The 23,058-nt window shown below is 38.7% G+C and carries 24 protein-coding genes; 11 read left to right on the top strand and 13 right to left on the bottom strand.

Annotated features, from left to right (window positions below; genetic code table 11):
* Nucleotides 1–15: 15 nt before the first annotated feature.
* The 9 genes from atpE to ACUXZ4_RS01565 all read left to right on the top strand — a co-directional run bounded on the left by atpE (nucleotide 16) and on the right by ACUXZ4_RS01565 (nucleotide 8,245).
* Entirely contained in the window at nucleotides 16–270 is a 255-nt protein-coding gene (atpE, locus tag ACUXZ4_RS01605) for a F0F1 ATP synthase subunit C (protein WP_464973315.1), read from the top strand.
* A 61-nt stretch (nucleotides 271–331) separates the two neighbouring features.
* Nucleotides 332–802 (top strand): F0F1 ATP synthase subunit B, encoded by a 471-nt coding sequence (gene atpF / locus ACUXZ4_RS01600; protein ID WP_464973314.1) that lies wholly within the window; start codon nucleotides 332–334, stop codon nucleotides 800–802.
* Between the two features lie 13 nt (nucleotides 803–815).
* Entirely contained in the window at nucleotides 816–1,346 is a 531-nt protein-coding gene (gene atpH / locus ACUXZ4_RS01595) for a F0F1 ATP synthase subunit delta (RefSeq protein WP_464973313.1), read from the top strand.
* Nucleotides 1,347–1,361: 15 nt separating this feature from the next.
* Nucleotides 1,362–2,903 carry a F0F1 ATP synthase subunit alpha gene (atpA, locus tag ACUXZ4_RS01590; protein ID WP_464973312.1) on the top strand — a complete coding sequence of 514 codons (1,542 nt, stop codon included), beginning with the start codon at nucleotides 1,362–1,364 and terminating at the stop codon, nucleotides 2,901–2,903.
* A gap of 21 nt (nucleotides 2,904–2,924) precedes the next feature.
* Complete coding sequence (gene atpG, locus ACUXZ4_RS01585; protein ID WP_464973311.1) at nucleotides 2,925–3,794, top strand: F0F1 ATP synthase subunit gamma; 870 nt, start codon at nucleotides 2,925–2,927, stop codon at nucleotides 3,792–3,794.
* Between the two features lie 14 nt (nucleotides 3,795–3,808).
* On the top strand, nucleotides 3,809–5,182 hold the full coding sequence (gene atpD, locus ACUXZ4_RS01580; RefSeq protein ID WP_464973310.1) for a F0F1 ATP synthase subunit beta: 1,374 nt from the start codon (nucleotides 3,809–3,811) through the stop codon (nucleotides 5,180–5,182).
* A 36-nt stretch (nucleotides 5,183–5,218) separates the two neighbouring features.
* Nucleotides 5,219–5,647, top strand: a complete 429-nt coding sequence (locus ACUXZ4_RS01575) for a F0F1 ATP synthase subunit epsilon (RefSeq protein WP_464973309.1) — start codon at nucleotides 5,219–5,221, stop codon at nucleotides 5,645–5,647.
* A 1,844-nt stretch (nucleotides 5,648–7,491) separates the two neighbouring features.
* Nucleotides 7,492–7,854 carry a hypothetical protein gene (locus tag ACUXZ4_RS01570; protein ID WP_464973308.1) on the top strand — a complete coding sequence of 121 codons (363 nt, stop codon included), beginning with the start codon at nucleotides 7,492–7,494 and terminating at the stop codon, nucleotides 7,852–7,854.
* Nucleotides 7,826–8,245: a hypothetical protein gene (locus ACUXZ4_RS01565; protein ID WP_464973307.1), complete on the top strand. Its 420-nt coding sequence runs from the start codon at nucleotides 7,826–7,828 to the stop codon at nucleotides 8,243–8,245. Before ACUXZ4_RS01570 ends, ACUXZ4_RS01565 begins: the two co-directional genes overlap by 29 nt.
* Before the next feature lie 417 nt (nucleotides 8,246–8,662).
* On the opposite strand, the gene hslU is transcribed toward ACUXZ4_RS01565, so the two are convergent.
* The 3 genes from hslU to aspA all read right to left on the bottom strand — a co-directional run bounded on the left by hslU (nucleotide 8,663) and on the right by aspA (nucleotide 12,092).
* On the bottom strand, nucleotides 8,663–9,988 hold the full coding sequence (hslU, locus tag ACUXZ4_RS01560) for an HslU--HslV peptidase ATPase subunit (protein ID WP_464973970.1): 1,326 nt from the start codon (nucleotides 9,986–9,988) through the stop codon (nucleotides 8,663–8,665).
* A gap of 38 nt (nucleotides 9,989–10,026) precedes the next feature.
* Nucleotides 10,027–10,548, bottom strand: a complete 522-nt coding sequence (gene hslV / locus ACUXZ4_RS01555; protein ID WP_464973306.1) for an ATP-dependent protease subunit HslV — start codon at nucleotides 10,546–10,548, stop codon at nucleotides 10,027–10,029.
* 116 nt (nucleotides 10,549–10,664) lie between these two features.
* The gene (gene aspA / locus ACUXZ4_RS01550) at nucleotides 10,665–12,092 is read right to left on the bottom strand and encodes an aspartate ammonia-lyase (protein ID WP_464973305.1); all 1,428 of its coding nucleotides are present in this window, start codon (nucleotides 12,090–12,092) and stop codon (nucleotides 10,665–10,667) included.
* Between the two features lie 279 nt (nucleotides 12,093–12,371).
* On the opposite strand from aspA, the gene ACUXZ4_RS01545 reads away from it, so the two are divergent.
* On the top strand, nucleotides 12,372–13,694 hold the full coding sequence (locus tag ACUXZ4_RS01545; RefSeq protein ID WP_464973304.1) for an anaerobic C4-dicarboxylate transporter: 1,323 nt from the start codon (nucleotides 12,372–12,374) through the stop codon (nucleotides 13,692–13,694).
* 124 nt (nucleotides 13,695–13,818) lie between these two features.
* The gene (locus tag ACUXZ4_RS01540) at nucleotides 13,819–14,313 is read left to right on the top strand and encodes a hypothetical protein (RefSeq protein WP_464973303.1); all 495 of its coding nucleotides are present in this window, start codon (nucleotides 13,819–13,821) and stop codon (nucleotides 14,311–14,313) included.
* Between the two features lie 53 nt (nucleotides 14,314–14,366).
* Here ACUXZ4_RS01540 and ACUXZ4_RS01535 read toward each other — a convergent pair whose 3' ends face one another.
* From ACUXZ4_RS01535 to ACUXZ4_RS01490, 10 genes are all read right to left on the bottom strand, one after another.
* A complete protein-coding gene (locus ACUXZ4_RS01535; protein WP_464973302.1) occupies nucleotides 14,367–14,972 on the bottom strand; it encodes a cytochrome c3 family protein in 606 nt (201 codons plus the stop codon).
* Between the two features lie 11 nt (nucleotides 14,973–14,983).
* Nucleotides 14,984–15,409, bottom strand: coding sequence for a nitrate reductase cytochrome c-type subunit (locus tag ACUXZ4_RS01530; protein WP_464973301.1), 426 nt, complete (start codon nucleotides 15,407–15,409; stop codon nucleotides 14,984–14,986).
* A 31-nt stretch (nucleotides 15,410–15,440) separates the two neighbouring features.
* On the bottom strand, nucleotides 15,441–16,334 hold the full coding sequence (gene napH / locus ACUXZ4_RS01525; protein ID WP_464973300.1) for a quinol dehydrogenase ferredoxin subunit NapH: 894 nt from the start codon (nucleotides 16,332–16,334) through the stop codon (nucleotides 15,441–15,443).
* Entirely contained in the window at nucleotides 16,334–17,236 is a 903-nt protein-coding gene (napG, locus tag ACUXZ4_RS01520; protein WP_464973299.1) for a ferredoxin-type protein NapG, read from the bottom strand. The genes napH and napG overlap by 1 nt, the downstream gene beginning before the upstream one ends.
* A 99-nt stretch (nucleotides 17,237–17,335) precedes the next feature.
* A complete protein-coding gene (gene napA, locus ACUXZ4_RS01515) occupies nucleotides 17,336–19,819 on the bottom strand; it encodes a nitrate reductase catalytic subunit NapA (RefSeq protein ID WP_464973298.1) in 2,484 nt (827 codons plus the stop codon).
* Nucleotides 19,820–19,920: 101 nt separating this feature from the next.
* Entirely contained in the window at nucleotides 19,921–20,184 is a 264-nt protein-coding gene (locus ACUXZ4_RS01510) for a chaperone NapD (protein WP_464973297.1), read from the bottom strand.
* Entirely contained in the window at nucleotides 20,181–20,708 is a 528-nt protein-coding gene (gene napF / locus ACUXZ4_RS01505; RefSeq protein ID WP_464973296.1) for a ferredoxin-type protein NapF, read from the bottom strand. Before napF ends, ACUXZ4_RS01510 begins: the two co-directional genes overlap by 4 nt.
* 218 nt (nucleotides 20,709–20,926) lie before the next feature.
* A complete protein-coding gene (nlpD, locus tag ACUXZ4_RS01500) occupies nucleotides 20,927–22,204 on the bottom strand; it encodes a murein hydrolase activator NlpD (RefSeq protein WP_464973295.1) in 1,278 nt (425 codons plus the stop codon).
* Nucleotides 22,205–22,230: 26 nt separating this feature from the next.
* Complete coding sequence (locus ACUXZ4_RS01495; RefSeq protein WP_464973294.1) at nucleotides 22,231–22,419, bottom strand: hypothetical protein; 189 nt, start codon at nucleotides 22,417–22,419, stop codon at nucleotides 22,231–22,233.
* Nucleotides 22,420–22,442: 23 nt separating this feature from the next.
* Nucleotides 22,443–23,018, bottom strand: a complete 576-nt coding sequence (locus ACUXZ4_RS01490) for a YqaA family protein (protein WP_464973293.1) — start codon at nucleotides 23,016–23,018, stop codon at nucleotides 22,443–22,445.
* Nucleotides 23,019–23,058 lie beyond the last annotated feature (40 nt).

The following is a 23,058-nucleotide window of genomic DNA, read 5'->3' as shown; positions in this document are numbered from 1 at the left end:
CTTATGGAGAACATTATGGAAACTGTAATCACTACAACAATCATCGCATCTGCAATTCTTCTTGCTGTAGCTGCATTAGGTACTGCATTAGGTTTTGCTATCTTAGGTGGTAAATTCTTAGAGTCATCAGCTCGTCAACCAGAATTAGCAAACAGCTTACAAACTAAAATGTTTATCGTAGCTGGTCTTTTAGATGCTATTTCAATGATTGCTGTAGGTATTTCATTACTTTTCATCTTCGCAAACCCGTTCATTGATTTATTGAAATAAGTCGGGATTGAAATTAACCGTTATTCGATTGAATAACTTAACCGACTTTTAGGAGGGCGTTGTGAATTTAAATGCAACACTAATTGGCCAACTCATCGCTTTCGCACTTTTTGTTGCGTTTTGTATGAAATTTGTATGGCCACCACTTATTAAAGCGATTGAAGATCGCCAAGCGAATATTGCTAATGCTTTAGCTTCTGCTGAAGCGGCTAAAAAAGAGCAAGCAAGTACTAAAGTATTAGTGGAAGAAGAAATTTCTAAAGCAAAATTACAAGCACAAGAAATTATTGATTTAGCCAATAAACGCCGTAATGAAATGCTTGAAGAAGTGAAAACGGAAGCGGAAGCATTAAAAGCCAAAATTATTGAACAAGGCTATGCTGAAGTGGAAGCTGAACGTAAACGAGTTCAAGAAGAATTACGCGTTAAAGTCGCCTCTCTTGCCGTTGCTGGTGCTGAGAAAATTGTGGGTCGCCATATTGATGAAGCGGCAAACAACGACATTATTGATAAATTAGTTGCAGAACTATAAGAAGGTTGAGCTTATGTCAGAATTAACTACGATAGCTCGCCCTTATGCAAAAGCAGCATTTGATTTTGCAGTAGAACAAAGTGCGGTTGAAAAATGGACTGAAATGCTTTCTTTCGTTGCAGAAGTGGCGAAAAATGAGCAAATTCAAGCATTTTTAACTGGTTCCTTTTCTGCACAGAAAGTTGCGGATACCGTTATTTCTATTTGTGGCGACCAACTTGATCAATATGGGCAAAATCTGATTCGATTAATGGCTGAAAATAAGCGTTTAACGGTGCTTCCAGCAGTTTTTTCTGAATTTCAACATTATGTGGAAGAATATCAAGCAACAGCTGAAGTTAAAGTTATTTCAGCTCAACCATTAAATGCAACGCAAGAACAGAAAATTGTCGCCGCAATGGAAAAAAGACTTGCTCGTAAAGTGAAATTAAATTGCAGTGTTGATAGCTCACTAATTGCTGGAGTTATCATTCGTACCGACGACTTTGTAATTGACGGCTCAAGCCGCGGACAATTAGCTCGTTTGGCAAACGAATTGCAATGATAAGAGGAATTCAAAATGCAACTAAATTCAACTGAAATTAGTGAATTGATTAAAAAACGTATTGCCCAATTTGATGTTGTGAGCGAAGCTCGCAATACGGGTACAATCGTTTCTGTGAGTGACGGTATCATCCGTATTCACGGTTTAAGTGATGTAATGCAAGGGGAAATGATTGCATTACCAGGTAATCGTTATGCGATGGCTCTTAACCTTGAGAGAGATTCTGTCGGTGCGGTAGTTATGGGTCCTTATGCTGACCTTGCTGAAGGTATGGAAGTTCAATGTACAGGCCGTATCCTTGAAGTTCCAGTTGGTCGTGGCTTGTTAGGTCGTGTTGTTAATACTTTAGGTGAACCTATTGATGGTAAAGGTGAAATCCAAAATGATGGTTTCTCACCAGTTGAAGTAATTGCACCGGGTGTTATCGATCGTAAATCAGTCGATCAGCCAGTACAAACAGGTTATAAAGCCGTTGACTCAATGGTACCAATCGGTCGTGGACAACGTGAATTAATTATCGGTGACCGTCAAACAGGTAAAACCGCATTAGCAATCGATGCGATCATCAACCAACGTGATTCAGGCATTAAATGTATCTATGTAGCAATTGGTCAAAAAGCATCAACTATTGCGAACGTTGTGCGTAAATTAGAAGAGCATGGTGCATTAGCAAACACAATCGTTGTTGTTGCTTCAGCTTCTGAATCTGCCGCATTACAATATTTAGCGCCTTATGCTGGTTGTGCAATGGGTGAATATTTCCGCGATCGCGGTGAAGACGCATTAATTGTTTATGATGATTTATCAAAACAAGCCGTTGCTTATCGTCAAATTTCATTATTATTACGTCGTCCACCAGGTCGTGAAGCTTTCCCTGGCGATGTATTCTACTTACACTCTCGTTTACTTGAGCGTGCATCTCGTGTTAATGAAGATTATGTTGAACGTTTCACTAAAGGTGAAGTAAAAGGAAAAACAGGTTCTTTAACCGCGCTTCCTATTATTGAAACGCAAGCAGGTGACGTTTCTGCTTTCGTACCAACCAACGTAATTTCAATTACCGATGGTCAGATCTTCTTAGAATCTAACCTATTTAACTCAGGTATTCGTCCTGCGGTAAACCCAGGTATCTCGGTTTCTCGTGTGGGTGGTGCTGCACAAACTAAAGTCGTTAAAAAATTAGCTGGTGGTATTCGTACTGCGCTTGCTCAATATCGTGAATTAGCGGCATTTGCTCAGTTTGCTTCAGACTTAGATGATGCAACTCGCAAGCAGTTATCCCATGGTGAAAAAGTAACTGAATTATTAAAACAAAAACAATACTCGCCGTTAAGCGTATCTCAACAGGCGTTAGTGTTATTTGCCGTAGAGTTTGGTTATTTAGAAGATGTTGCATTAAATAAAATTGCTGGATTTGAGACCGCACTTTTAGATTATGCCAATAGTCAATACGCTGATTTTATGCAAGAACTGAATAAATCAGGCAACTACAACGATGAAATTAAAGATACGTTGAAAGCCATTTTAGACAGTTTCAAAGCAAATGGTGCGTGGTAATAACGGAAACGGAGAAATAACATGGCTGGTGGAAAAGAGATAAAAACCAAAATTGCCAGTGTACAGAGTACACAGAAAATTACCAAGGCAATGGAAATGGTGGCAACATCGAAAATGCGTAAAACGCAAGATCGTATGGCTGCATCTCGCCCTTATTCTGAAACCATTAGAAATGTTATCAGCCACGTCTCAAAAGCAAGTGTTGGATATAAACACCCATTTTTAGTTGAACGTGAAATTAAAAAAGTGGGTATCCTGTTAATTTCAACGGATCGAGGTATGTGTGGTGGTTTAAATATTAACTTATTTAAGACCGCACTTAACGAGATTAAACAATGGAAAGAAAAAGGCGTTACTGTTGAATTGGGCTTAATTGGCTCAAAAGGTATCGGCTTTTTCCGTTCCCTTGGTTTGAATGTAAGAGGACAACATTCAGGTTTAGGCGATAATCCTGCGTTAGAGGATTTAATTGGTGTTGCAAACTCAATGTTTGATGCATATCGCAATGGCGAATTAGATGCCGTTTATATTGCATACAATAAATTTGTCAACACAATGTCGCAAAAACCATTATTCCAACAGCTTGTGCCATTATCAAAATCAGAAACTGATGAATTAGGCGAAAGACAACAGTCTTGGGAATATATTTATGAACCTGAGCCAAAAGTGTTATTAGATAGCTTATTGGTTCGTTATTTAGAATCCCAAGTTTACCAAGCTGTGGTGGATAATTTAGCTTCAGAACAAGCGGCTCGTATGGTGGCAATGAAAGCAGCAACAGATAATGCAGGTAATTTAATCAATGACTTGCAGTTGGTGTATAACAAAGCTCGTCAGGCAAGTATCACAAATGAATTAAACGAAATTGTTGCAGGCGCTGCAGCGATTTAATGGAGAAGACGGTAATGTCAGCAGGAAAAATTGTACAGATTATCGGTGCGGTAATCGACGTTGAATTCCCACAAGATGCAGTACCAAAAGTTTACGATGCATTAAAAGTTGAATCAGGATTAACTCTTGAAGTTCAACAACAATTAGGTGGCGGTGTGGTACGTTGTATCGCATTAGGTTCATCTGATGGTTTAAAACGTGGTTTAAAAGTAGAAAATACAGGTCATCCTATTTCTGTTCCAGTTGGTACTAAAACACTTGGTCGTATTATGAACGTACTAGGTGAACCAATTGATGAAAGAGGTGATATTGGTGCGGAAGAGCACTGGGCGATTCATCGTGCAGCACCAAGCTATGAAGAACAATCTAATAGTACAGAATTACTTGAAACTGGTATCAAAGTAATTGACTTAATTTGCCCATTTGCGAAAGGGGGTAAAGTTGGTTTATTCGGTGGTGCTGGTGTAGGTAAAACGGTAAATATGATGGAGTTAATCCGTAATATCGCGATTGAGCACTCAGGTTACTCAGTATTCGCTGGTGTAGGTGAGCGTACTCGTGAAGGTAACGACTTCTATCATGAAATGACAGAATCTAACGTATTGGATAAAGTATCTCTTGTTTATGGTCAAATGAATGAGCCACCAGGTAACCGTTTACGTGTTGCATTAACAGGCTTAACCATGGCAGAAAAATTCCGCGATGAAGGTCGTGACGTATTATTCTTCGTGGATAACATTTATCGTTACACCCTTGCGGGTACAGAAGTGTCAGCGTTATTAGGTCGTATGCCATCTGCGGTAGGTTACCAACCAACCTTAGCAGAAGAAATGGGCGTACTTCAAGAGCGTATCACTTCAACTAAAACAGGTTCTATCACTTCTGTTCAAGCGGTTTACGTGCCTGCCGATGACTTAACTGACCCATCGCCAGCAACAACCTTTGCGCACTTAGACTCAACAGTTGTATTAAGCCGTAACATCGCTTCTTTAGGTATTTACCCAGCGGTTGACCCATTAGATTCAACTTCTCGTCAGCTTGATCCATTAGTAGTTGGTGAAGAGCATTACAATGTTGCTCGTGGCGTACAGGGTATCTTACAACGCTATAAAGAATTAAAAGATATCATTGCTATCTTAGGTATGGATGAGCTTTCAGAAGACGATAAATTAGTGGTAGCACGTGCGCGTAAAATCGAACGTTTCTTATCACAACCGTTCTTCGTTGCGGAAGTCTTCACTGGTTCTCCAGGTAAATATGTGCCATTAAAAGAAACAATTCGTGGCTTTAAAGGTATTCTTGAGGGCGAATACGACCATATTCCAGAACAAGCGTTCTATATGGTGGGTTCAATCGAAGAAGTTATTGAAAAAGCGAATAAAATGTAATCACTTCAACTGATTACCAGATTGAAGGAGATCCAAATGGCAACATTTAACTTAATTATCGTAAGCGCAGAGAAAAAAATCTTCGAAGGTGCGGTAAAAAGTATTCAAGCAACAGGTGTGGAAGGTGAATTGGGTATTTTAGCCAATCACATTCCATTACTAACGGCGATTAAACCAGGTATTGTGAAATTCACTCTTGAAAATGATAGCGAAGAAGTGATTTATGTTTCAGGTGGATTTTTAGAAGTACAGCCAAACGTGGTTACCGTATTGGCTGATGTTGCAATCCGCGGTGAAGATCTTGACCAAGAACGCATCTTGAATGCAAAACGCAAAGCAGAAGAAAATATTGTAGCGAAATCAGGTGATGCGAACCATGAATTAATGGTGGCGAAATTATCACAAGAACTCGCAAAACTTCGTGCTTACGAATTAACAGAGCGTTTAACTCAAAAACGTCGTTAATTTTAACCGCAGTTTTAAATGCTATCTTTATGATCTGACACCAATAGTTAGATTTATTTAATTCGAGGACTGATTCCTAGGTATAGGAATTAGTCCTTTTTGTTTTTCTTGAATACGCTGATTATTTAATGATATATAAAGACATTTGGGGTATCACTTAATGCAACAAAATATATGGTAGGATAAGTAGGAAAAGAGCTTAAGGTAGGGCCTATGTGGAAAATGATTTAACTCAGAATGGATATGTAAATGGCTCACTGTTTGTAAATCAAGGAGCAGACGAATACAGCTTATAGTTCCATATAATCCAATTAGAAACTATGTCACAGTCATTTGATTTTATCTATAAAAAACATAAGTATAATAGAAAAAGTTTTATGTACATCTGTTATTTTATAATACTCTTGTTTTTTTCAAGCTAAGTGAAATAGGGTATATCAATATCAGATAAATAAGTATAACAACGAGGTTAATAATGAAAAATAAGGTTGTTTTATTGTTTTATAGTTTTGTTTGTGCTTTTTTATCTCTTTTTTGTTTGTTCGTTTGTTTTTCTGTTTTGATTAACATCCAATACTCAAAAAATATTTTTGAAATTGATTTTGTTAATGATTTTTTTTGTGATCCTGTTTATATAAAATCTGTGTTTTTTCTAACAGGCTTATTTTTTGTGACGTTATATTTGGTATATAGAAGTAGATTATAAGAGGATGAAGTAACAATTTAACGGTTAAAAATTTACAAAGTACTTTGTATTCTCCTCAATAGAGCCTGTGTCCAAACGGATATTAGATATTGGTGTAATGGAAAAATGTTGCTGGTAATACTGCTTCAGGCGCATTAAATATGGAGAAATTGGTTATGTATCAGGTAAAGCAATAGAGCTACCTTTAAATATAACCCTGCTCTTACATGGTTAAAATATACTTTTCAGCCGTTAAATGATGAACTTCCTTTTATTTATTCTCACAGAAAGAATATTGTTCCTGAAATATGGGGGAATAGTGTGGGAGAGGTATTTAATAGAGGGTTTCAAATTCAATACGAATCCTAAATAAAGGTGGTAAAAATGAATAAGCTGAAATTTGCCCTATGTATGGTTATATATTCATTACTTGTTAGTTTTTTAGTAATATATGGTTCATTTTTTTTAGCTAATATGTTGTATAATTTTAATAGTGGAAATTCTCTTTTAGATTTTGATTTTTATGACTTTTTTTTGAATGGTTTTAAAACCAGAATCAAGATGATCATATTGTTGTGGGGACTGTTGTTTGTTTCTTCGTATTGTGGTTATGGAAAAAAATACAATATATTCTAATATTTCTTCTCATGGAAGAAATATTTTCCTGAAGAAAATATCAGATACACTTGGCAAACTCAAGGGGATGGAAAAACGGTTATGAATACTCTATCGAAATATCCATTAACAACAGAGCTTGTCACAACAGTAGCAGTGAATACAAAAAGGAGATGGTAATGAGTAAGAGAAGCTTTTTTTTATTTGTGCTAATTTATTCTTTTTTTACTGCTTTTTTTGCCATTTTTTTTTCTCACACTTTATTTGAAATATTACACCATTTTGAAAATGGTTTATCTATTTTAGATATTGACTTATTGGTGTTTTTTACTGATGATTTGATAATTAATATTAAGTTTATACTATCTCTTTTTATTTTGCTTTTTGTAATATTTTTCTTCGGTTATGGAAAGTTCTATAATATTCTTTAAATATAAGCTCCTGACCTTATATCTTAATTACATTATAAAATGATAAATTTAATTGTTTAATGTTATTGCTGAAATGCTGATAGTTTCGCTAGGTGAGTAACAGGAGATAAATAATGAAGAAATATCTTTTTTCTTTAAATTTAACTATTATTTTTTTATCTCTTATCTATGGAATTTTTTCTGGTGGAATAAAAAATAATTTTAATAACAGACAGGAAGGTGAAAGGCTTTTTATTTTATTAAATGTTAAGTTTGGGAATGAAATTATACTCAAAAAAACGGGGTTTAGATATTTTAACTTTGAACTTGTTTTAAATAATAATAAACTTGTAGAGCTTCGTGAAATTCTTTCAAGAAAAGGGTATTCAACAGTAAATAATGGAACTTATTGTAAAAATGGAAATGCTGTTTTTTTATCTTTTTATAAAATTAATACGGAGCTTAGATATGAGTACGAATCTGACTATTGCCGTTAAATATCCTTTAACAACAGAGCTTGCTACAACAGCAGCAGTGAATACAGGATATCAATTATCACAGGATAGACCTTATAACCCTTATGATTTGCTACAAGCTGAATTTTCAACGGTACTCACTCGAAATAAGACTTTAGATAAACAAGTGAGTATTAATGTGATGTTATCAACATTAAATACAGAAAATCCAAATGATTATGGTTGGAATGCATTGGGAGCTATTAGTGGAACTGTTGGAGGAGGGGTATCACGATATAAATTAGGCAACAAATACACAGATTCATTTTTTAAACCAATAGTATCTTCTTATGGTAGTGAGTTTTTTGGAGACTCCAATAGAATAAAGAAAATATATTTTAAATTAGAGGATGCTAAAAATGAGATTGAATAGATTTTGGCGATCTAGTGTTTTTTTTTACATCTATCTGTATGTATTTCTTCTATGTAGAGATATTTTCTTCTTAATATATGTATATATTAGGAAAGGAATTATTTATTGGGATAATGTAGCTTTTAAGGAAGCCTTTGTCAGCTCACTGATTTTATTTATCCCAATATTTCTTATTCAATATTTATACTATAAATTTGGAAAAGACTCTGAATATCAAAAGCAAAAACGATTAAAAGAAAAACTCACTTATAAAATCATTAATGAACGATATGAAGAGAAAAAAAGAGAAAAGCGTTGATGTGCTATTTTGATAGAATAATTGGAGCTAAATTACCAAGATATATAATCAACAGACAAACATCTCTGACAAAAAGTGCGGTAGGAAATTAGATTAATTTTCACCGCACTTTTATTTAATTAAAGAATAAATCGACTTAAATCTTCGTTTTCGACGACATCATTTAATGCGTTGGCAACGTAGCTTTCGTCAATAATGATTTTCTCGCCTGAACGTTCGCTTGCATCGAAAGAAATACCGTCCATTAAGCGTTCAAGTACGGTATGTAAACGACGGGCACCAATATTTTCTGTTTTTTCATTTACGCGGAAAGCGGACTCAGCAATTTTGCTAATGCCTTCTGCAGTGAACTCAATATCAACACCTTCAGTTTTCATTAATTCACGATATTGCAAGGTTAATGAGGCGTTTGGTTCCGTTAAAATACGCTCAAAATCTTCTTTAGTAAGGGATTTCAATTCCACACGAATAGGTAATCGACCTTGCAACTCAGGCAATAAATCTGATGGACGTGCTACTTGGAAAGCGCCCGAACAAATAAACAAAATATGATCGGTTTTGACCATACCATGTTTGGTATTGACGGTTGAGCCTTCAATAATAGGCAGTAAATCGCGTTGCACCCCTTCACGAGACACGTCGCCACCACTGTGCTCCCCTTTCTTGCAAATCTTGTCAATTTCATCAATAAATACAATGCCATGCTGTTCAACAGCTTCAATGGCCTTTTGTTTTAGTTCTTCATTATTGACTAATTTTGCTGCTTCTTCGTCAATCATAATTTTTAACGCATCTTTAATTTTCATTTTGCGTTTTTTTGTTTTGTTCGGCGACATTCCCTCAAATAAAGATTGTAATTGAGAAGTCATTTCTTCCATGCCTGGTGGTGTCATAATTTCTACACTAACAGGCGCAGAAACATCAATCTCAATTTCTTTATCGTCTAGTTGGCCTTCGCGTAATTTTTTACGGAAAATTTGACGGGTTGAGTTGCTGTTGCTTTCTTCCGCATTTCCCCATTGATCCTTCGCTGGTGGCAATAACACATCTAAAATACGATCTTCTGCTGCATCTTGTGCTTTCATTCGGTTTTTTTCAACAGCTTGTTGACGCACTAATTTCATTGAAACATCGGCTAAATCGCGAATAATTGAATCCACTTCTTTACCCACATAACCGACTTCAGTAAATTTTGTCGCTTCTACTTTGATAAAAGGAGCATTAGCCAATTTTGCCAAACGGCGAGCAATTTCAGTTTTACCCACCCCAGTTGGTCCAATCATTAAAATATTTTTAGGTGTTACTTCTTGGCGTAAATCTTCTGGTAATTGCATGCGGCGCCAGCGGTTACGCAACGCGATAGCAACTGCGCGTTTCGCTTCATTTTGTCCAATAATATGTGCATCTAATTCTGATACGATTTCACGAGGTGTCATTGACATAATATATTTCCTTTTCTATCCCTTATTTTTTAAGGCATATTTTATAATTCTTCAATAATGTGATTATGGTTAGTGTAAATATCAATATCGCCAGCAATATTGAGCGCTTGTTTGACGATTTCCGCTGCGCTGAGATTATTTTCTGTGCGCAACAAGGCTAAGGCTGCCGATTTTGCATAGTTTCCGCCTGAGCCAATAGCAAGCACATCAAATTCAGGTTCAATCACATCGCCGCTGCCAGAAATTAATAAGAAATCGCTGTCATTTGCTACAATCATCATGGCTTCTAAGCGACGTAATGCACGTTCTGTGCGCCATTCTTTTGCTAATTCCACCGCACTTTTGACTAAATGTCCTTGATGTAATTCTAATTTTTTCTCAAATAAATCACGCAAGATAAAGGCGTCTGCTGTTGACCCTGCAAACCCTGTGACCACTTGATCTTTATAAAGGCGGCGAACTTTACGCACTGTTCCTTTTTCTACACAATTACCTAAAGTGGCTTGTCCATCGCCACCAATCGCGATTTTGCCATTTTTACGCACACAAACGATGGTTGTCATGTTGTTATCCTTTTATTGAAAATTTACCTATAAATGAGGGTTAAAAGAGCGATTTTCAAGAGAAATGCCAATAAAAAATCCACCATTAAGTGCGGTGGATTTTTGGTAAGTTTTATTTATTCATCATCCGTAAAGCGCGTTGCTTTGTAAGTTGGTTTCATGAGATTTTCCACAGAGAGAATATCATCAAGCTGTGCTTCGGTGAGCAAGCCGCGTTCAAGCACCACTTCTTTCACGCCTTTGCCCGTTTGCGCACAAATTTTGCCAACAATATCGCCTTCGTGGTGTCCGATAAATGGATTGAGATAGGTCACAATGCCGATGGAATTAAAGACGAAATGTTCGCAGATGTCGCGATTTACGGTAATACCATCAATACATTTATCGCGTAAATTGACACAAGCGTTGGATAAAATTTCAATAGATTCAAACATGGCTTGACCAATAACAGGTTCCATTACGTTAAGTTGTAATTGCCCTGCTTCAGCAGCGAAGGTTACCGTTGTGTCATTACCAATCACTTTAAAGCAAACTTGATTGACCACTTCTGGAATCACTGGGTTGACTTTGGCTGGCATAATGGAAGAGCCGGCTTGCAACTCAGGTAAGTTAATTTCATTTAAGCCAGCACGAGGACCTGATGAAAGTAAACGTAAGTCGTTACAAACTTTCGATAATTTCACCGCACTTCGTTTTAATGCGCCATGTACCATAACATAAGCACCACAGTCGGAGGTGGCTTCAATGAGGTTTTCAGAAAGCACACAAGGCAGTTGTGATACTTCGGCTAAGTATTTTACTGCTAATTCTGAATAGCCTTCAGGCGTGTTTAACCCAGTGCCAATGGCGGTCGCCCCTAGATTGACTTCTAGCAATAATTCTGCTGTACGTTTTAAGTTACGCACTTCTTCTTCTAACAAGACAGCAAAGGCTTTAAATTCCTGACCAACAGTCATTGGCACTGCATCTTGTAATTGCGTGCGACCCATTTTTAAGACATCAGCAAATTCTTCGGATTTTTTTTCAAAACCCTGTTGTAAATAATGAATTTTATCAATCAGTTTCATAACGCTGTTATAGACAGCGATACGAAATCCTGTTGGGTAAGCGTCATTTGTGGATTGGCTTGCGTTCACATGATCCATCGGGTTAATAATTTTATATTCCCCTTTTTGATGGCCTAATAACTCTAACGCGAGGTTTGCCACCACTTCATTGGTATTCATATTAACAGAGGTGCCAGCACCGCCTTGATAAACATCGGACGGGAATTGATCCATACAACGACCTTTTACTAAAATTTCGTCGCAAGCTTGCACAATGGCATTACCAATTTTTTTCGGAATGACGCCCAGTTCTGCGTTAGCAAGTGCGGTGGCTTTTTTTACCATCACCATGCCACGCACAAATTCAGGTACATCAGAAATGCAATTGTTTGAAATGGTAAAATTTTCAACTGCTCTTAAGGTATGAATACCCCAATAAACTTCATTAGAAACTTCTCTTTCGCCTAATAAATCCACTTCGATACGAACATTATTCATTTTTCCACCTCTTTTTTAACTATGTGATGAAGGAATTAAATTTGGAGCAGATCATAGCGAATTATGGAGTGTAAAAGTTTGATCTTGATCACATAATTAGCCCACTATTCCGTATATTATTTTATCTGTCGGATTAAAAAATTTAGGGGATAAAAACCCCTGTTTTAGTAGGTGATTAAGCCAAAAGAGAGTATGATCACTAAAAATTTTATCTGTAATTTGAGATAAAGTGCGGTGTAAATTTCAACAGTTTTTATATTAGAAAAATAGGAGGGGCTTATGTCGATTATGTTCTTAGTACAATTTGCCATTGTACTGTTATGTATCCTAATTGGTGCGCGTGTTGGCGGCATTGGTTTAGGGGTATTTGGTGGTTTGGGTTTAGCCATTCTTTCTTTTGGATTTGGTTTAAAACCAGCAGGTCTACCAATTGACGTTATGTTTATGATTATGGCGGTGGTTGCAGCAGCTTCTGCTATGCAAGCCGCAGGTGGTTTGGATTATATGATCAAAATCGCCACTAATATTTTACGTCGCAATCCAAAATACATTACTTTTATGGCTCCTGCAGTAACCTGGACATTCACTGTATTAGCAGGTACAGGTCATGTGGCTTATTCTGTATTGCCTGTGATTGCAGAGGTAAGCCGTCATAATGGTATTCGTCCAGAGCGTCCACTTTCAATGGCTGTAATTGCATCGCAATTTGCGATTGTGGCAAGCCCAATTGCCGCTGCGGTGGTGGCAGTTGTTGCTTTCCTTGAACCACAAGGTATCCATTTAGGCGATGTACTAATGGTAACCATGCCGGCAACAATTTTAGGTTTAGGCTTAGCTTGTGTCTTTGTGAATAAAATGGGCAAAGAGCTAAAAGATGATCCACATTATCAAGCGTTATTACAAAATCCTGAATATGTAAAAGCCAATAGCGTTAATACTGATTTAAATGAAATTAAAATCAAACCTACCGCAAAACCTTCAGTGGCATTATTCTTAATTGGTGCCTTGTTAGTGGTTATTATGGGTGCAGCACCTTCATTACGCCCAGTCTTTGATGGCAAACCAATGGGTATGGCACATACCATTGAAATCGTTATGTTGACCATTGGTGCGTTGATTATTTTATTCTGTAAACCAGATGGTAATGAAATTACGCGTGGTTCTGTTTTCCATGCGGGTATGCGTGCAGTTATCGCCATTTTTGGTATCGCATGGTTAGGTGATACCTTAATGCAAGCGCACATGACAGAAGTAAAAGATATGGTGAAAGGTTTGGTTGAAACTGCACCATGGGCATTTGCGTTCGCATTATTTGTGTTGTCTGTATTGGTGAATAGCCAAGGTGCAACTGTGGCAACCTTGTTCCCATTAGCTGTGGCATTGGGTATTCCTGCGCCAATCTTAATTGGGGTATTTGTTGCGGTAAATGGTTACTTCTTCATTCCAAACTATGGACCAATCATTGCTTCTATTGACTTTGATACTACTGGCACCACAAAAATTGGTAAATTCATTTTTAACCATAGCTTTATGATCCCAGGCTTGCTCAGTATGTTCTTCAGTATCTGTTTCGGCTTGCTATTTGCTAACTTGTTTTTATAAGTAGCATTTGTGAAATAAAAAGTGCGGTGGATTTTAATAAAGTTTTGCTGATTTAATCCTCGTGCATAGGACCAAAAGGGCGTATATAATACGCCCTTTATTATGGCAGTTGACAAATTTTAATATGAAAAAAATTCTTGTACTTATTTTGTCTATATATTGTGGTGTTGTGGTGGCGAAGGATGAGCCTGTTCGTATTCGTATTGACAATCACAGTTATGCATTAATTGCACCAGTGGCACAACCGCAGCGATTAATGGAAAATCAAAATAAATTACAACGGTTGTTAGATGAACAGCAACGCATTTCTGCGGTTATCAGAGCAACCAATGATAAACAGTTACTTGATCAACAATTCGAGGCATTAGCTCAATTGATGCTTGAGCAAGATAAGTTAGTGCAGGCTATTTTCAAAGGAGGGATTTATTCAAAACCGTTTTTAGTGAAGTTTATTTCGTTTCGTAAACATTTTTCTCATACATTAAAAGGCGATTTTGCCCATTTTGTGAAAACAGGGTTGGCAGATGAGAAAAATGCACAACGTTTTTTGACAGTATATGATGCCACGACCTCCGAATATGAAAGTGCGTTTTTGGTGTTGACTAAGAAATTTTTGTAATTCTTCCAATAAAAAAGTGCGGTGTTTTTCACCGCACTTTTGTCTATCTTGCTTTATTTTTTCTCTTCAGGTTTGGCAATATCATCCGGGATGAACCCTTTTTGTACTGCTTTCATATGTGGTAAGTTGTGTGCAATCCCTTTGTGGCAATCAATACAGGTTTTGCCTTGTTCTTCGGCTTTAGCATGCATTTGTTGTGCCACTGTTTTTTGTTGCGTGAAGTCCATATCCTCAAAGTTATGGCAGTTGCGACATTCTTGAGAATTGTTAGCTTTCATTCGTGCCCATTCACGTTCAGCCATCTCTAAACGATGTGCTTCAAATTTTTCTTTGGTATCCACTTTGCCAGTGATGTGAGCATACACTTCTTTTGCCGCTTCAATTTTACGAATCCATTTTGGACCAAATTCATGTGGCAAGTGGCAATCTGAACAAATCGCTTTTACGCCACTGCGGTTTGAATAATGGATAGTTTGGCGATATTCGGGGACGACATCGTTCATATGGCAGTCTGAACAGAATTGCTCAGTGTTAGTGTATTCCAATGCGGTGTTTAATCCTCCCCAAGCTAAAATTCCCCCTAATGCAGAAACAACGATTAAGGTGCCTACTGCCATTTTGCTTGGACTACGAAACCATTTACAGAATTTTTTTAGCATAATCGTTTTCCTTATTTACCTTGAGTTTGACGAATGTTGTCAAATTTGTTTTGAATAATTGGATCTACATCTGTTTGTTGCACATGGCATTGCAAGCAGAAATAACGACGTGGTGAGGTTCCTTCTGTGCGTTTACCATCACGATCCATGAAATGCGATTCAGGTACACGAGGTGCGCCTGTTGTTGGTGCAAAATCAGGGGAATGACAACCTAAGCATTGGTTAACATTTTTGGTTACTTGCAAGCCACGAATGCTATGTGGAACCAATGGCGGTTGATGAGGGAATGTGGTAGGAATGTTTCCCGCATCTTTATAGGGCGTTGTAAATGCAGGTGCAACATTTTCTGCAGCACCTTCAACCGTTTGATCAATGTTAGGCGTAGCGATAGCAACGCTAGCCAACGCGGTGAAGATAAGGGCGAGATATTTTCTCATTTTTGTTCACTCCATTAAGACGAAAATTAGTTTAACTCGTTTTTATTTTAATTTGGGGTTCAAATCGACTACCGAAAGCAAAGACGTTTTCTGCGCAGACATCAATACAGCGTCCGCAAGTAATGCAATCAGGCGATAGAATAATTTGGCTATCTTCTGCTTTACCATGTAGCGGTAAGCGTAGCACCTGTGGTTCTGGGCATACGTTGTAGCAATCCATACAGCGATCGCAACGTTCTCTGTCAATGACTTTGACTTTGATAAGACTTTTGCGACCAATCAATGCGTAGGTGGCGCCAATAGGACATAAATGTCCACACCAGCCATGTTCTACCACGAGCAAATCAAAGAAGAAGACAATGGCGACTAACCATAATGTTGCCCCTAAGCCATATAGGAATACTCGTCCTAATGCAGCAACTGGGTTAATCCATTCCCACAATAATGATCCACTAATAGCGCTGCCGACCAGAATCATCACTAAAATGGCATAACGCAGATGGCGAGGAATTTTTGCACTTTGGCGAATGCCTAATTTGCGGCGTAACCAAGCTGCAGCATCCGTTACCATATTCATTGGACATACCCAGCTACAAAATGCTTTTGTCGCGACAATGGCATAGAATGACACAATAATTAATGCGCCAATGAGGGTACTCCATTCAGGTAAATAGCCTGTTACCAAGCTTTCTGCGGCAATTAATGGATCAGTAAAAGGCACGACATCAAACAATAGGCTGCCACTGTAATTGCCTTTTAAAATCCAAAAATGCCAGAAAGGTCCACTTAAAAACATCGCGATAATCCCCAATTGAGATAAGCGACGTAAAATCAAAAAGCGGTAAGCTCGCCACCAACCTAATTTTTGTCGAGCTTCTTGTCCGGCGTCTTTCGGTTTGTTGGGGATATATTTCATGTTAGTCATTATTTAACCCCCTTCAAATTCAGATCTAAATCTGGGAAATGTTCCGCTTCAGGCACAGTGGTTGAACTTGGCACATAATCCTGTGTCGCTCGATTTGGCGTGGCGACTTTGGTGTTTGGACGCACTTTCATTGGTTGATACACAGGCTCTTGCATACCCTCAGGCGTACGCACTTCCATTGTTTTGAAGCCGTTTGGATGACGTTCTTCAATTAAGGATTTTCCTGCATTTTGTTTTTCTTTCCAACCTAAGCGATAATGACGACCTAGCATACCTTTAGCTAAATCCATTGGTAGCACCTTGATTGCCGCTTCTTCCAACACGCAAGCTTGTTCACATTTACCACAACCTGTACAAGCATCGCTATGTACGGTTGGGATTAATTTAGCGTGAATTTGCGTTCTATCATTATGAATTGGCTCAAGGGTAATGGCCTTATCAATCACAGGGCAAACTCGATAGCAAACATCGCAACGTAAACCTTGCCAGTTTAGGCAAGTTTCGTGGTCTAACAAGACGGCTAATCCCATGCGTGCATCATTAATGTCTTTTAATTCCTCACTTAATGCGCCGCTTGGGCAAGCATTCATGCAAGGAATATCAGGACACATTTCACAGGGCTTATCACGAGCAACATAGTAAGGTGTTCCTGCTTCCATTGGAGACAACAAGGAGGCTAAATGCAGCATATCGTAAGGACAAGCTTGTACACATTGACCACAACGGGTGCAGGCTGCGAGAAAGTCTTTTTCCGCTAAAGCACCCGGTGGGCGTAGTGCAACGCCTTCTTTTGCATTGGCTTGATGTTGTTGCAACCCTAGAATAATGCCCACACCGCACACACCAGCAGCGGTACGGGTGGCATTTTTCAAGAATTGACGACGATTTGGATCCAATTTCATAGTTTCTCCGTAAGATTTTTCCCTACAAGTGCGGTTAAATTTCATCAAGTTTTAACCGATTGTTAGGGTGCGTGTTATACGCACCTTACGTTGTGGTCATTAGGCTTTTTCTACTTTAACCGCACATTTTTTGAAGTCGGTTTCCCCTGAGATTGGGTCTGTTGCGTCAAGAGTTAATTTATTCGCTAACTGACCGGCATCAAAGAAGGTAGTGTAAACTAAGCCTGTTGGGACTTTGTTACGTCCGCGTGTATCCAAATGCGAAATCATTTCTCCGCGACGGGTAATTAATTTCACTTTATCGCCATGGCGTAAGCCGCGTTTTTTCGCATCATCAGGGTGCATCCACACTAAGTTATTTGGGAAAGCGCGGTGTAATTCAGGTACGCGGCGTGTCATGGTGCCCGTATGCCAATGTTCTAGTACACGTCCTGTACATAACCATAAATCATATTCTTCATCAGGACTTTCTGCTGGTGGCTCATAAGGGATACCAAGAATAATGGCTTTTTTATCTGGATAGCCATAGAAAGACACCTCTTCGCCTGCTTTGACGTAAGGGTCATAGCCTTCACGATAGCGCCATAAGGTTTCTTTACCATCCACCACAGGCCAACGTAAACCACGCACTTGATGATAGGTTTCAAAATCCGCTAAGTCATGGCCATGGCCACGCCCAAATTGCGCATATTCTTCAAACAAGCCTTTTTGTAAGTAGTAGCCGAAGTGATCTGCTTCATCATTTAGATAGCCTGGAATATTGGTTGGTACCTTAAATTTATCCACTTCACCATTGGTATAAAGTACGTCGTAAAGGGTTTTTCCACGATATTCAGGCATTTGTGCTAATAGTTCTTCGCTCCATACTTCCTCTGTTTTGAAATATTTCGCAAATTCAACGATTTGCCATAAGTCAGAACGAGATTCAGCAGGGCCTTTCACTTGTTGATACCAGAATTGTGTGCGGCGTTCTGCATTACCATAAGCCCCTTCTTTTTCCACCCACATACAAGTTGGTAAAATTAAGTCAGCTGCCACCGCACTTACAGATGGATAAGGATCAGAAACCACGATAAAGTTCTCTGGATTACGCCAACCCGGGAAAATTTCATCATTGATGTTCGGGCCACCTTGCATGTTGTTGGTACAAAGTTGCCACAAGAAGTTAAGTTTTCCGTCTTTTAATGCACGACTTTGCATAACCGCAGGATAGCCTGGTTTAGTGCTAATGGTACCTTTTGGCAATTTCCATGCTTTTTCTACAATTTCAACATGTTTTGGATTGGTAACCACCATGTCTGCAGGTAAACGGTGGACGAAAGTGCCTACTTCACGCGCAGTACCACAAGCAGAAGGTTGACCTGTTAATGAGAATGGTCCACAACCAGGTTTAGAAATTTTACCTGTTAATAAATGTACGTTGTAAATCATATGGTTAACCCACACACCTCGTGTATGTTGGTTAAAGCCCATGGTCCAGAAAGACACCATGCTTTGTTCTGGATCAGCGTACATTTTGGCGAGAGTTTCTAATTGATCTTTTGGTATACCTGAGATTTCATGTGCTTTTTCTAAGGTGTAAGGTTCAACGATTTTTTTGAATTCTTCAAAAGAAGAATCATGCATTTTACCCGCAGTTTTAGCGTTTTTCGCTGCTTTTTGTAGCGGATGTTCAGGGCGTAAGCCATAACCAATATCGGTTTCACCACGTTTGAATTTGGTGTGTTTATTCACAAAATCCCAATTTACTTTATCATTTTGGATAATGTAGTTGGCAATATAGTTAAGAATAGCTAAATCTGAATGAGGTTTGAAAATAATTGGGGTATCTGCCAATTCAAAGGAGCGGTGTTCAAAGGTTGACATCACGACCACACGTACTTTGTCATCAGATAAACGGCGATCAGAAATACGGCTCCATAAGATTGGGTGCATTTCTGCCATATTTGAGCCCCAAAGGACAAAAGCATTGGTTTTCTCAATGTCGTTATAACAACCCATTGGCTCATCCATACCAAAGGTACGCATGAAAGCAACAGCGGCAGATGCCATGCAGTGACGTGCGTTTGGATCAATGGTGTTAGAACGCAAGCCACCTTTCCATAATTTGACTTTGGCATAGCCTTCGAAAATAGTCGTTTGACCAGAGGAGAACATGCCAATAGCATTAGGTTCGCCTTTTTTCAGAATGTTTTTGACTTTTTCCGCCATGATAGTGAAGGCTTGGTCCCAAGATACTGGTGTGAAATCCCCCTCTTTATGGAATTTACCGTCTTTCATGCGCAATAATGGGGTTTGCACGCGGTCGGCACCATACATAATTTTAGAGAGGAAGTAGCCTTTGATGCAGTTTAAACCGCGGTTTACATCTGCATCTGGGTCTCCTTGTGTTGCTACCACTTTACCGTCTTTTGTTCCTACCAGTACGCTACAACCTGTACCACAGAAGCGGCAAGGGGCTTTGTCCCATTTAATGCCACTATCATCCGCCATCACATTTTTCACAGGAATTGTCATTCCCGCTGCGGTTGCTGCCGCGATAGCAGCGTTAGCTTTCATAAAATCTCTACGATTGAGTTCCATAATGTTTCCCACGTTTAACATAAAAAATATTGGCTTTCTTAATCTGTATCAGAAAAGTGCGGTGTAAAAATGTCACGTTTTCTGTATCACAAGAAGGCCTCCTAGGGTTCATCAATATAGTTAGATATTAAGGAAACAACGATCACACCATTAATATCTTTTACTTCATCAATTCTATCGGCTAAGGCAAGTTGTCTATCACTTTCAATGGTAACGATAATTTTGCCTTCTTCAGGTTTAACACCATGAATTTCCGCATAAGGAATTTTTAAAATATCTTCTTGTACTTGTGCTAATTTGGCGGGTTTGGCTTGCACGATCAGGCTGCAAACATACCAATTTTCACTTTGATCTAATAACTTCATTCTGTTCTCATCAGGCTAATGGCTTGCGTTGGACAAGTGCGCAAACAGGCACCGCAGCCATTACAATGTTCTAAATTTAAGATTAATTCCACAATGCCACCCAATGCTGGTTTAAATCGAATGGCTCGACTTTCACAACAATCGCCACAAGTGCGACATTCAACTCGTTGATTTAATAAACAATTTTCTCCAATCTGCACTTTATGTTGCCAAGGTATTTCTGATGTGGAACGAAAAATGGGTTCAGGGCAAACTTCAACGCATCGCTGACAAAAAGTACATTCGCTTTGACTGAAATCCACTTCAGGATAACCACCTGCACCAGATTTAATAATCTGTGTTTCACAGTGACTGATGCATTGATGACAGCGCGTGCATTTATCGGTAAACATCGTTAAATCAGCCCAAGGTGGACGGATAGCAAGATGACCTTGTTGTTTTGCTTGATCGTTCTTTAAGGTATTAAGAAAATGTCCACGAAGGAAAGCACGACGAGGCAGCGCTTGGTTAGCTAAGTTGCTCAATAAATGCTCTAATTGTCAATTTTATCATAGTGGCAGATTATCGATTTTTTCCCTATTTTGTTGATTACTAGAATGGGGTATTTCAGATTTTATTCGTGATTTTATTGATAAAAGTCAAAAAATATCAAAGAAAGGACTATGGGAGAGGTTTGATGAAATCGTTAATAGAAAGAAAAGTGCGGTGAAAAAATTGCTTTTTTTACACCGCACTTTGTTGATTAACGACGTGGTAAATAACGTGATGGATCAACAGATTTGCCTTTATAGCGAATTTCAAAGTGAAGTTTTACGCTATTGGTTCCTGTATTCCCCATTTTACCGATTTGTTGTCCTGCACGAACTTCTTGTTGATCGCTAACAGAAATACTGTCGTTGTGTGCATAAGCACTTAAGAAGTCGTCATTATGCTTGATGATGATGAGGTTACCATAACCACGCAATGCATTACCTGCGTAAACAACACGTCCTGGTGCTGCTGCATAAACCGGTTGGCCTCTTGTGCCAGAGATATCAATCCCTTTATTGCCACCATCTACACTGGAGAATCCTTGTACCACTTTACCAGTGGTTGGCCATTGCCAGTTGATGTTTGATTGTGGCGCAACTGTACTTGCACCATAACCAGAACTTGCAGCACCAGCTACTACACCGCCAGTAGCCGCTGCAGTGCCTGCAACAACTCCTGTATTTGTTGGAGGTGTGGTGCCTGCGCTTGCTACAACGCCTGTATTTTGTGGCAATGTATTGGCAGAACCAGCACTTGCTTTAACTGGGCCGGTTACTGTGCCATCAGAACCATATTGTGTTCCATTCGCTGCATTAGTGTAAGTGACTTCCGGTTCTTTAGTGACAGTTACTGTTTTACAATCTTGTTTCGTTTCTGTGACTGTGGCTGAACCATTTGAAGTTTTTAATGTTTGGCCAACGCTCAATTTGTAAGGTTCGCTCATATTATTTAATGCGGCTAGCTCTTTGACATCAATACCTGCAATATAGGCGATTAGGAACATGGTATCGCCTTTTTTCACTGTGTAGCTGCTGCCTTTATAAAAACCTTTATCTATTTTGCTGTAATCTGGCGCATTAGTTGTCGAATTACGTGGGATTTGTACTTCTTGACTTTGATTACCAGCAGGTTTAGTTACTTTCACAGGTGTACAAACGGTTTTCGTTGTTGTTATTGGCTGAGCATTTTGCTGCACTTGTTGCAAGCTCGGTGTTGTAGGCGCTACAGGTACTGTCGTTGGCGCTTGATTAGCATAAGTACCCGCTTGGTTAGCAACAGGTTGTGTGACTACTTGATCATTCATACCAACAGGCATGCTGCTTGGTTGCACTTGTGGTTCCCAAGTGGCATTAGCCGAATTATCAACAGGTTGCATAATACCTGGTGTTAAACTGCCATCTGCACTTTCAACTGGGGCTGGTGTATTTGAATTGCTACAAGCTGCTAAAATGAATGTAGCCAAGGGTAATAGTAAAAATGTCTTTTTCATTATTTATCTCTTTTTTAAATTTAAAATTATTGCATATTCGCAGGCATGCTGCTTTTTTCAATTTCAGGCATAAAGCTGCCGCCTTCTACTGCACCAGTTCCTTCCACTGCTTGCATAATGCCGTTAGGTAATGCATCAGGATCAGCAGGGGGTTCTGAACTGGAACAGGCGTTCAAGCCGCATAATATTGTTAATACACAAATCCACTTTTTCATAATCCACTTTCCATTGTTGAATTTTATTTTAAAACTAAGTAGGCAATAACAGCGAGAATAACAACTGACCAACCAATAATTTCGATTGATTGGCGTAATTTACCCGCAAATTTTTCTCCGCCCCATGCAGCAAGTTTTGCTACTAATAAGAAACGCATAAAACGAGAAACAAAGGCTGTTGCTAAGAATGGCAGAAATGCCATTTGCATCACACCCGCTGCGATAGTGAAAACCTTATAAGGAATAGGTGAAAATCCAGCCACGAAAACCACTAAAATTCCCCATTGTTCAAACCAACTAATCGCTTTTTCCCAACTCGCTTGATAGCCCCAACTTACAATATATTGTTGTACGAAATCAAAAGCGTAATAACCAATAGCGTAGCCAATCGCGCCACCTAATACGGAAGCAATTGTGGTATAAATCGCTAATTTTGTTGCTTGCTTCGGTTTTGACATCGACATGGGAATGAGCATGACGTCAGGCGGAATCGGGAAAAAAATGGCTTCGATAAAGCTGACAAAGGCTAACCAAAAATCAGCAAAACGATGTTGTGACCACTTCATCGTTTTATCGTACATTGCACCAAAAATTTTCACTTAATTTATCCTTTTATTTGGCGGAAATTTAACTTCCGCA

It is taken from the genome of Reella acinonychis (assembly GCF_052828705.1).
Note: the sequence above shows the minus strand (reverse complement) of the source record. Positions and strands in the feature narration are given on the sequence as shown.

Bases quoted from the DNA above. Each gene is read 5' to 3' on its own strand.
- aspA (WP_464973305.1), bottom strand. From the start codon at position 12,092: ATGAATAATGTTCGTATCGAAGTGGATTTATTAGGCGAAAGAGAAGTT.
- atpE (WP_464973315.1), top strand. From the start codon at position 16: ATGGAAACTGTAATCACTACAACAATCATCGCATCTGCAATTCTTCTT.
- ACUXZ4_RS01535 (WP_464973302.1), bottom strand. From the start codon at position 14,972: ATGCTAAAAAAATTCTGTAAATGGTTTCGTAGTCCAAGCAAAATGGCA.
- ACUXZ4_RS01545 (WP_464973304.1), top strand. From the start codon at position 12,372: ATGTCGATTATGTTCTTAGTACAATTTGCCATTGTACTGTTATGTATC.
- napG (WP_464973299.1), bottom strand. From the start codon at position 17,236: ATGAAATTGGATCCAAATCGTCGTCAATTCTTGAAAAATGCCACCCGT.
- ACUXZ4_RS01575 (WP_464973309.1), top strand. From the start codon at position 5,219: ATGGCAACATTTAACTTAATTATCGTAAGCGCAGAGAAAAAAATCTTC.
- ACUXZ4_RS01565 (WP_464973307.1), top strand. From the start codon at position 7,826: ATGAGTACGAATCTGACTATTGCCGTTAAATATCCTTTAACAACAGAG.
- atpH (WP_464973313.1), top strand. From the start codon at position 816: ATGTCAGAATTAACTACGATAGCTCGCCCTTATGCAAAAGCAGCATTT.
- atpD (WP_464973310.1), top strand. From the start codon at position 3,809: ATGTCAGCAGGAAAAATTGTACAGATTATCGGTGCGGTAATCGACGTT.
- ACUXZ4_RS01510 (WP_464973297.1), bottom strand. From the start codon at position 20,184: ATGAAGTTATTAGATCAAAGTGAAAATTGGTATGTTTGCAGCCTGATC.
- atpG (WP_464973311.1), top strand. From the start codon at position 2,925: ATGGCTGGTGGAAAAGAGATAAAAACCAAAATTGCCAGTGTACAGAGT.
- nlpD (WP_464973295.1), bottom strand. From the start codon at position 22,204: ATGAAAAAGACATTTTTACTATTACCCTTGGCTACATTCATTTTAGCA.
- hslV (WP_464973306.1), bottom strand. From the start codon at position 10,548: ATGACAACCATCGTTTGTGTGCGTAAAAATGGCAAAATCGCGATTGGT.
- ACUXZ4_RS01540 (WP_464973303.1), top strand. From the start codon at position 13,819: ATGAAAAAAATTCTTGTACTTATTTTGTCTATATATTGTGGTGTTGTG.
- napH (WP_464973300.1), bottom strand. From the start codon at position 16,334: ATGACTAACATGAAATATATCCCCAACAAACCGAAAGACGCCGGACAA.
- ACUXZ4_RS01570 (WP_464973308.1), top strand. From the start codon at position 7,492: ATGAAGAAATATCTTTTTTCTTTAAATTTAACTATTATTTTTTTATCT.
- ACUXZ4_RS01495 (WP_464973294.1), bottom strand. From the start codon at position 22,419: ATGAAAAAGTGGATTTGTGTATTAACAATATTATGCGGCTTGAACGCC.
- ACUXZ4_RS01530 (WP_464973301.1), bottom strand. From the start codon at position 15,409: ATGAGAAAATATCTCGCCCTTATCTTCACCGCGTTGGCTAGCGTTGCT.
- napA (WP_464973298.1), bottom strand. From the start codon at position 19,819: ATGGAACTCAATCGTAGAGATTTTATGAAAGCTAACGCTGCTATCGCG.
- atpA (WP_464973312.1), top strand. From the start codon at position 1,362: ATGCAACTAAATTCAACTGAAATTAGTGAATTGATTAAAAAACGTATT.